At 40.4% G+C, this 9,262-nt stretch carries 7 protein-coding genes; 3 read left to right on the forward strand and 4 right to left on the reverse strand.

Annotation, left to right across the window (positions count from 1 at the left end; all coding sequences use genetic code 11):
* Positions 1-73 precede the first annotated feature (73 nt).
* Positions 74-652 carry a NifU family protein gene (locus H710_RS05895; RefSeq protein WP_041849883.1) on the forward strand — a complete coding sequence of 193 codons (579 nt, stop codon included), beginning with the start codon at positions 74-76 and terminating at the stop codon, positions 650-652.
* A 636-nt stretch (positions 653-1,288) separates the two neighbouring features.
* On the opposite strand, the gene groL is transcribed toward H710_RS05895, so the two are convergent.
* A complete protein-coding gene (groL, locus tag H710_RS05905) occupies positions 1,289-2,923 on the reverse strand; it encodes a chaperonin GroEL (protein ID WP_041849885.1) in 1,635 nt (544 codons plus the stop codon).
* 55 nt (positions 2,924-2,978) lie between these two features.
* Positions 2,979-3,275, reverse strand: a complete 297-nt coding sequence (groES, locus tag H710_RS05910) for a co-chaperone GroES (protein WP_041849886.1) — start codon at positions 3,273-3,275, stop codon at positions 2,979-2,981.
* 280 nt (positions 3,276-3,555) lie between these two features.
* Between groES and fumC the strand changes: the two genes are divergently transcribed.
* Positions 3,556-4,944, forward strand: a complete 1,389-nt coding sequence (gene fumC / locus H710_RS05915; RefSeq protein ID WP_041849887.1) for a class II fumarate hydratase — start codon at positions 3,556-3,558, stop codon at positions 4,942-4,944.
* A 40-nt stretch (positions 4,945-4,984) separates the two neighbouring features.
* Here the strand turns inward: fumC and H710_RS05920 are convergent, their stop codons facing one another.
* Complete coding sequence (locus H710_RS05920; protein WP_041849888.1) at positions 4,985-6,613, reverse strand: alpha-D-glucose phosphate-specific phosphoglucomutase; 1,629 nt, start codon at positions 6,611-6,613, stop codon at positions 4,985-4,987.
* A gap of 195 nt (positions 6,614-6,808) precedes the next feature.
* Here H710_RS05920 and H710_RS05925 point away from each other — a divergent pair, with 195 nt between their 5' ends.
* Entirely contained in the window at positions 6,809-7,339 is a 531-nt protein-coding gene (locus tag H710_RS05925; protein ID WP_041849889.1) for a peroxiredoxin, read from the forward strand.
* 213 nt (positions 7,340-7,552) lie between these two features.
* Here the strand turns inward: H710_RS05925 and hisS are convergent, their stop codons facing one another.
* On the reverse strand, positions 7,553-9,034 hold the full coding sequence (hisS, locus tag H710_RS05930; protein WP_041849890.1) for a histidine--tRNA ligase: 1,482 nt from the start codon (positions 9,032-9,034) through the stop codon (positions 7,553-7,555).
* Positions 9,035-9,262: the final 228 nt, after the last annotated feature.

Raw genomic sequence — 9,262 nt, forward strand, 5'->3', positions numbered from 1 at the left:
TAAAGCACTTCCCTTGAAAGATATTTATAGGTCGAATTTTTTCCTAAACCCGAGACATAAAAGGATCATCTATATGTTTATACAGACTGAAACCACACCTAACCCTGCAACACTCAAATTTTTGCCAGGCCGCGTGATCCTCTCTGAAGGTGTGTTAGAATTTCGTGATAGTGAAGCTGCTGCTTTAGGCTCTCCCCTAGCGGCTAAATTATTTCAAATTCCTAATGTTAGTGGCGTTTTATTAGGGTATGATTTTATCACGGTGACAAAAAGTGACGGTGAGTGGCAACACCTTAAACCGGTTATTCTGGGCACCATTATGGAACATCTTCTGTCCAATGTCCCAATTGTCAGCACAGGAGCTTCTGCACACGCACAAAACCATGCTCATCATGAAGAATTTTATGATGAAAAAGATACTGATATTGTAAAAACGATCAAAGAATTGCTAGAAACACGTGTGCGTCCGGCTGTTGCTAATGATGGTGGAGATATCACCTTCCGTGGTTTTGAACATGGTATTGTTTATCTTAATATGCGCGGGGCTTGTGCTGGATGCCCTTCTTCTACAGCAACATTAAAACATGGTATTGAAAATCTGCTACGACATTTTATTCCAGAAGTTGTAGGCGTTGAAGCCATGCCACAGTGAGCAAAACTAAAACAAACCTAGAACACGCTTCATCCTCTATTACATAACGGAATGAGAAAGATTTTACTTTTCAAGACATTCATTCATAATATTGCCATTCATAATATTGCTAACCACAACATTGCACGCAAAGAGCATTTTACAAATGCAAGGATAAGATCTCTTTCTATAAGAGTGCATGCTCATTTATAATCAACAAGAGCAAAATATACAAAAAACTATAGCTACATTTAAAGAGATATCTGTGAAAGAGCCCATTGGCTCTTAGCTAAACAATCAGTGTCTTACTAACTGTCCTCTACCAATTTTCATACATGTCAATTTTCAACTTTATCTCGCTAGTTAAGACAAGATATTTTCCAGCTTTATCTCTCCAGTTAAGATAAAATATTTTCAATATCGGGATTTTTTCAAAACAAGCTTTTTCAGCTTTTTTCAAGACCGTTTCTTTCGCCAGCAAATATGAAGTTTTTTCTGCCAAAGAATGATAAGTGCTACCAATCAAATAACTATTGGAAACCTTTCTTTTTTACAGCACCTTTTATATTCAACTCTTTCACTATGTCCATCAAATAAAGAAAAGCTAAAAAAAACGGGCCCATTGGCCCGTTTCTTATCTATTTCTTCGCGAATGGCTTAGAAATCCATTCCACCCATTCCGCCACCTGGCATTGCAGGCGCTGCTGTTTCTTTTTTCGGAATCTCAGCAACCATTGCTTCTGTCGTGATCAAAAGACTTGCAATTGATGCTGCATTTTGCAGAGCAGAACGCACAACTTTCACTGGATCAACGATTCCCAAAGCAATCAAATCACCGAATTTAGCCGTTGCCGTATTATAACCAAATGTGTCTGAACAATTTTCAAGCACTTTGCCAACAATAACTGCGGCTTCTTCACCTGCATTGTGAGCAATCTGACGTGCTGGAGCTTGCAAAGCACGGCGGACGATATCAATACCTGCTTCTTGATCTGCATTTTTCCCTTTAATAGAAAGAGCATTTGCAGCACGCAAGAGCGCAGTTCCACCACCAGGAACAATTCCTTCCTCTACAGCAGCACGTGTTGCGTTCAACGCATCATCAACACGATCTTTCTTTTCTTTCACTTCAACTTCTGTTGAACCACCAACACGGATAACAGCAACACCACCAGCAAGTTTTGCAAGTCTTTCTTGCAATTTCTCACGGTCATAGTCAGAAGTTGTTTCTTCAATTTGTGCCTTAATCTGGCTAACACGTGCATTGATTTCAGACTTTTGCCCAGCACCATCAACAATGGTTGTGGTTTCTTTAGAAATATGTACTTTTTTAGCACGTCCGAGCATGTCTAAAGTCACATTTTCAAGCTTAATACCGATATCTTCAGAAATTACCTGACCAGAAGTTAAAATCGCAATATCTTCTAACATAGCTTTACGGCGGTCGCCAAAGCCTGGAGCTTTAACAGCAGCAATTTTCAAACCACCACGTAACTTGTTTACAACGAGCGTTGCTAAAGCTTCACCTTCTACATCTTCAGCGATAATGAGAAGAGGCTTACCAGACTGAACAACAGCTTCAAGCACAGGCAACAAAGATTGCAGATTAGACAATTTCTTTTCATGAATAAGGATGTAAGGATCATCAAGATCAACCATCATTTTTTCAGCATTGGTGACAAAGTAAGGAGAAAGATACCCACGATCAAACTGCATTCCTTCAACAACTTCCAGCTCAGTTTCAGCTGTTTTTGCTTCTTCTACCGTGATAACACCTTCATTACCGACTTTATTCATAGCGTCAGCAATCATTTTACCGATGTCCTCAGCGCCATTAGCGGAAATAGTTGCAACTTGCGCAATTTCTTCTGAAGTTTGGATCTTCTTCGCTTTTTTGAAAAGATCTGCAACAACCGCTTCAACAGCAGCGTCAATTCCACGCTTAAGATCCATTGGGTTCATACTGGCTGCAACAGCTTTCACACCTTCTTGCACGATGGCCTGCCCTAAAACAGTTGCTGTTGTCGTTCCATCACCAGCAATATCGTTGGTTTTTGAAGCAACTTCACGTAACATTTGCGCGCCCATATTTTCAAACTTGTCTTCAAGTTCGATTTCTTTTGCAACGGACACACCATCCTTTGTAATGCGTGGAGCACCAAATGATTTCTCAATCACTACATTGCGGCCTTTAGGGCCAAGTGTTACCTTAACAGCATTAGCAAGGATATCCACACCACGCAACAACCGCTCACGTGCGTCACGGCTAAATTTTACTTCTTTAGCAGCCATCTATTTTCTCCTTGATTGTCTTAAATAATGTACTACAAATAATGGAAAGTCGGATTTAAGCGAGAATTCCCATAATATCAGATTCTTTCATGATCAAGAGCTCTTCACCATTAATCTTGACTTCGGTCCCCGACCACTTGCCAAACAAAATGCGATCTCCCGCTTTTACTTCGAGAGGTACACGCTGTCCATTATCATTGAGGATGCCATTGCCAACAGCAATAACTTCCCCTTCTTGAGGTTTTTCCTGTGCTGTGTCAGGAATAATAATCCCACCAGCTGTCTTGTTTTCTGATTCAACCCGACGCACGACAACACGATCGTGAAGTGGGCGAAACTTTATGTTAGCCATGTTTTAAACCCTTAAAACTTGAATATAACTTATGTATTGATTTTATACTTAGTTAGCACTCCCTTGCTATGAGTACCAATATCAGTTATATAAAAATGCGGCTCTACGATGTCAAGAACTTTAGAACAAAATAATTTATCACTGTTAGAGGAATTTTATATTTTGGCTCCTTTGAATTTCTATTGAGTGATATTTATTTCCCTATATAAACTTTAAAAGAAATTTCTTTATACGTCGATTTAAACCAAAAAAATGAGATAAAAATAGAAGGATTTTATTTATGGTCAAAACACGTCAAGAAATGGATAGTTTTGGAACAATTTCAGTCCCTCAAGACTGTTACTGGGGTGCTCAAACCGAGCGTTCTTTACATCATTTTAATATTGGGACAGAAAAGCAGCCTCTTTCTTTGATTTATGCTTTAAGCCTTATTAAAAAGGCAGCAGCTCTCGTAAATATGCAAAAAGGAAAACTCGAGAAAAATATAGGAGAAGCAATTGTCCTTGCTGCTGATGACGTGCTTGCTGGTACATTTGACACACATTTTCCACTCTCAGTCTGGCAAACAGGTTCTGGAACACAGAGCAATATGAACGTCAATGAAGTGATCGCCAATCATGCTAGTGTGCTTTTAGGAGGAAAACTTGGTAGTAAATCGCCTGTTCACCCCAATGATCACGTTAATATGAGCCAATCCTCGAATGATTCCTTCCCAACAGCACTCCATATTGCTACGGCACTGCAAACACACCAACATCTCCTTCCAATTCTTGACACTCTCATCAGTGACATCCAAAAAAAGGAAACTGAATTTTCAGACATCATTAAAATTGGGCGTACTCATACGCAAGACGCAACCCCCCTTACACTGGGGCAAGAATTTTCAGGATATCGGGCTGCACTTGAAGCAAACCGCCATCGCATTGCAGTAGCTCTGACTGATGTTCAAACACTCGCGCAAGGGGGCACGGCTGTTGGAACAGGTCTTAATGCACCACGTGATTTCGATGTCACCTTTGCTGAAACAATTAGTTCTCTCACAGGTGTGACCTTTAAAACTGCTAACAATAAATTTGAAGCCCTCGCACACCATGGAGCCCTTGCAAATTTTCACGGCAGCCTTAATGCATTAGCAGCAGATCTATTTAAAATTGCCAATGACATTCGCTTCTTAGGATCAGGACCGCGTTCAGGATTAGGCGAACTCAGCCTACCAGAAAATGAGCCCGGGTCTTCTATCATGCCAGGAAAAGTTAATCCCACACAATGTGAAGCTTTGAGTATGGTCGCTTGCCAAGTCTTTGGAAATCATACCAGTGTAACATTTGCAGCCAGCCAAGGTCATTTTGAACTCAATACCTTTAAACCAATCATTGGCTATAATGTTTTACAGTCTCTCTCTCTCTTAGGAGATTCTATGCGATCCTTTAGCACGCATTGTATTAGAGGACTGCGCGCAAACCGAAACCATATTCATTCTCTTATGGAACGCTCTCTCATGTTAGTGACAGCGTTGACTCCGGAAATTGGCTATGAAAAAGCAGCTGAAATCGCTAAAACAGCTCATAAAAATGGCACAAATTTACGTGATGAAGCCTTGAAAGCAGGTGTTTCTGCTGAAATTTATGACCGATTTGTCGATCCTAAAAAGATGATCCATCCACAATAAATGCTTTTGTCGCAATGCCTTATGTCATGACATCGGGATTTTATGTCACAATATTAGGCCATTCTCGACCTAGATAATGGTTAATTTTTAACATTTCAAGCGCTGCGACAAATAAAGGCTGCAGGACTTTTTGACACTCTTGAGCATGATATTGAGGATTGCCTTCGTATTGCTCAAGATAAAGCCGCACTGTAGCTCCTGCAGTTCCTGTTCCAGATAAACGCACCACCAAACGTGCACCATTGTCAAAAAATACACGCACCCCTTGCTGTGTATTCACGCTGTGATCAATCGGATCATGATAAGAAAAATCATCTGCTTTTTTGACTGTAAGTCCAGCGATCTGTGTTCCTGCCTGAGGAAGATGAGCGCGCAAATCTTCTATCATTGTTTCAGCTTTTTGCGTTTCAACATCTTCATAATCATAGCGCGAATAATAAAAGCGCCCATAACAACGCCAATGCTGCTGCACAATATGGGCTGCACTTTTCTTTGTCACCGCCAAAAGATTTAACCAAAATAATACAGCCCACAAACCATCTTTTTCACGCACATGGCTTGACCCCGTTCCAAAGCTTTCTTCACCACAAAAAGTCACTTTGCTAGAATCTAATAATGTGCTAAAAAATTTCCATCCTGTTGGTGTTTCAAAACATGGTATTCCTTTTTGTTCTGCTACCCGATCTACTGCGCGCCCCGTTGGCATAGAGCGTGCAATCCCTGTGATACCGTGGCGATATCCTTTAATCAGATGTGCCTGATCTGCCATAATCGCAAGAGAATCTGAAGGGTTAATAAATTGGTGGCGACCGATAATAAGATTACGATCTCCATCACCATCCGAAGCTGCACCAAGATCAGGTCCATGATCAGAAAGCAATAAGTCGTAGAGATCCTTCGCATGAATTAAATTGGGGTCTGGGTGCTTTCCACCAAAATCGGATAAAGGTGTGCCATTGACCACTGTCCCCTGAGGGAAGCCCAAAGATTTTTCAAAAATCTCTTTTGCATAAGGACCTGTCACAGCATGCATAGCATCAAATCGCAAAGTTAACCCTTCTGCCACGGCCTGCGCAATACAATCAAAATCAAAAATCTCCTGCATCAAAGCATGATAATCTGCAACAGGATCAATAATCTCGACTCGCATAGAACCAATAAAGCTATGCCCTTTTGTTTCCAAATCAATCTCTGGAGCTTCGATTATTTTATAAGAAGAAAGACGCTGCGATGCTGAAAAAATGGCCTCACACACGGCATTGGGAGCCGGACCACCATTGGCAATATTATACTTGATGCCACAATCCCCCTCTGGTCCACCAACATTATGACTTGCTGAAAGAATAATGCCACCTTGAGCATTATATTTGCGAATAAGATGTGATGCAGCAGGCGTTGACAAGAGCCCCCCTTTGCCAACCTTAACGCACCCCACACCATGAGCCGCAGCCATTTGCAATATACGCTGAATGAAGGTGAGGTTCAAATAGCGTCCATCGCCACCAAGGATCAAGACTTGCCCTTCAAGAGGTCCAACAGTGTTAAAAATGGATTGAATAAAATTTTCAACATAATGAGGTTGTTGAAAAATCGATACCTTTTTGCGCAAACCAGATGTTCCTAGCTTCTGATCATCAAAAGGTGTTGTCTCTATAGTTTTAACATTCATACAAGAGCCTTCATATCCTTTTTCTTGGTTTAATTGAAAAGAAGAACAGACTCAAGTTGAAGATGAATTTAATTTAATAAAATGCATACATGAAATTCTTGCAAATTTGTTGCAATAGATTAGAGTATTTATTGTCCGTATCAAGAATAAAATTATTTTTGAAACACTATTCTAGAAACCATAGGAGGCGTAATCATGGTTAGAAGAAAAGTTCCTAACGTAACGTTCCACACACGCGTACGTGATGAATCGATAGGCGGGGAGAATCCTTATCGGTGGCAAGATATCAACAGTGATGCTTATTTCAAAGGAAAGCGTGTGATACTCTTTTCTCTCCCAGGAGCGTTTACGCCTACTTGTTCAAACTTTCAGCTCCCTGATTTTGAAAAACTTTATGATGACTTTAAAAAAATCGGTATTGATGACATTTACTGCCTTTCTGTAAATGACACCTTTGTGATGAACGCTTGGGGAAAAAAGCAAGGCATAAAAAATGTGAAATTGATTCCTGATGGTTCTGGTGAATTTACACGAAAAATGGGGATGCTCGTTGAAAAAACCAATATTGGCTTTGGCATGCGGTCATGGCGTTATGCCGCTGTCATTAATAATGGCCTCATTGAACATTGGTTCGAAGAAGAAGGCTTCGCAGACAATTGCGGAACAGACCCTTATGAAGTCTCCTCACCACAACATGTTTTAAAAGTGTTGCAAAATCATAAATAAGGCATCACTTTATTCAAACAGCGCAAACTTCTCCCAATAACAGTTTGCGCTGTTTTTTATTAAAACACATCATCATAAACATAAAATAACTGATACCTTTTTGGCAAAAATCCTTCACTGTCGACAGAACCAAAGATAAGTTTCTTTTTCTCCTCGTCATATGCGTTTTTTCCTCTTCTCTATTAAGAATGTCAAAAAGCAGACTTATGAGGATTAATGAACAACCAAAATCTCTTGAACTGCTTGCACCAATTGATTTTCATCAACCATTATTTGCGCTGGACGGCTTTCTCGCCATGTCTGATTATCTTTAATTTCTGCAGATAAACGAGATCCTTCAATCAGATCTTTAATCTGAACTTTACCCTCCTGGCGCTCAGATGCCCCTTGGATTACCACACAGGGAGCATGACGCCGATCTGCATATTTCATTTGCGCCTTTATGCCTGCAGCCCCAAGATATAATTCAGAACGAATACCAGCATGGCGCAACTGCATCACCATCTTTTGATAACGCACCACATATTCAGGGTCTTTATCCATCATCAAAACCACAACTGGACCTACTGTTTTTTTAACAGGACATTTTCCGAGATTGTGTAAAGCTACCATCAAACGCGATACACCTATAGAAAAACCGGTGGCTGGGACAGCCTCATCGCGAAAACGTGCAACCAATCCATCATAACGTCCTCCGCCACCCACAGACCCAAAGACAACTTTTTGACCCTCTTCATTGAGCACATCAAAGAGCAATTCAGCTTCAAATACAGGTCCTGTATAATAGTCCAACCCACGCACCACTGAAGGGTCGATTTTGATACGTTGTTGATAGCCATTTTTGCTAAAAATAGTCTGCATTTCTTCTAACTCATGGATCCCTTCTAACCCGCGAACTGTGTAGCCCACAATGTTTTTAAGATTATCCAATGTCGCTTCAGCTGTTTCAGCACCAACAGAAATTAAAGAAAGGATAAGCTCACTTTCTTGCTCACTTAAGCCTGCTCCTTTTGTGAAATCCCCACTTTCATCCAGACGGCCTCTGCCTAAAAGCAGACGCACACCTTCCATGCCAAATTTATCGAACTTATCAATTGCTCGAAGAACCGTTAAACGTTTCTCAGCTTGGTCATCTCCCCGCAAACCAATCAGCTCTAAAACACCGTCAAGAATTTTCCGATTGCTCAAACGAATGACATAATCATGACGTTGAATACCCAATCGTTCCAAGCTATCGGCTGCCATCATGCAAATCTCAGCATCCGCTGCAACCGTTGATGAACCCACAATATCAGCATCCAACTGCATAAATTGCCGAAAACGCCCTGGCCCTGGTTTTTCATTACGAAAAACAAAACCAGAACGATAACTGCGATAAGGCTTTGGTAAAATTTCAAAATTTTCAGAAAAATAGCGCGCAAGAGGTGCTGTCAAATCATAGCGCAAAGACATCCACTGTTCATCTTCATCTTGCAAAGAAAAAACACCGGCATTGGGGCGATCTAAATCGGGTAAAAATTTTCCTAAAACATCCGTATATTCAAAAATAGGTGTTTCAAGTGCTTCAAATCCATATAATTCATAAACTTCGCGAATCTGCGTGATCATTGTTTCCAAAGCATTCAACTGTGCACTTGTGCGATCAACAAAACCGCGCGGTAAACGGGCTTTTGTTTTTTCTTCTTTTTTTGACATTATTTTCTCTAGCAACAATCTGTCTTTATAATAATAAGTTATTTGTGTCTATCGCATAGCAACACATGTCGCAATGACTTTATAAAACTGAGCCTAATCCTGACCAAAATAAGCCAAGGTAACAACAAGATTGCTTTTATAGCATAAAGCACTCTCCTTTTTCTTATTAATTTCTATTCATTTTTACGAATTTCTAAAAGTTACGAACTTTTAAATCAAAAGCCAATC

This window comes from Bartonella bacilliformis Ver097 (assembly GCF_000709795.1).
Classification (GTDB): Bacteria; Pseudomonadota; Alphaproteobacteria; order Rhizobiales; family Rhizobiaceae; genus Bartonella; species Bartonella bacilliformis_A.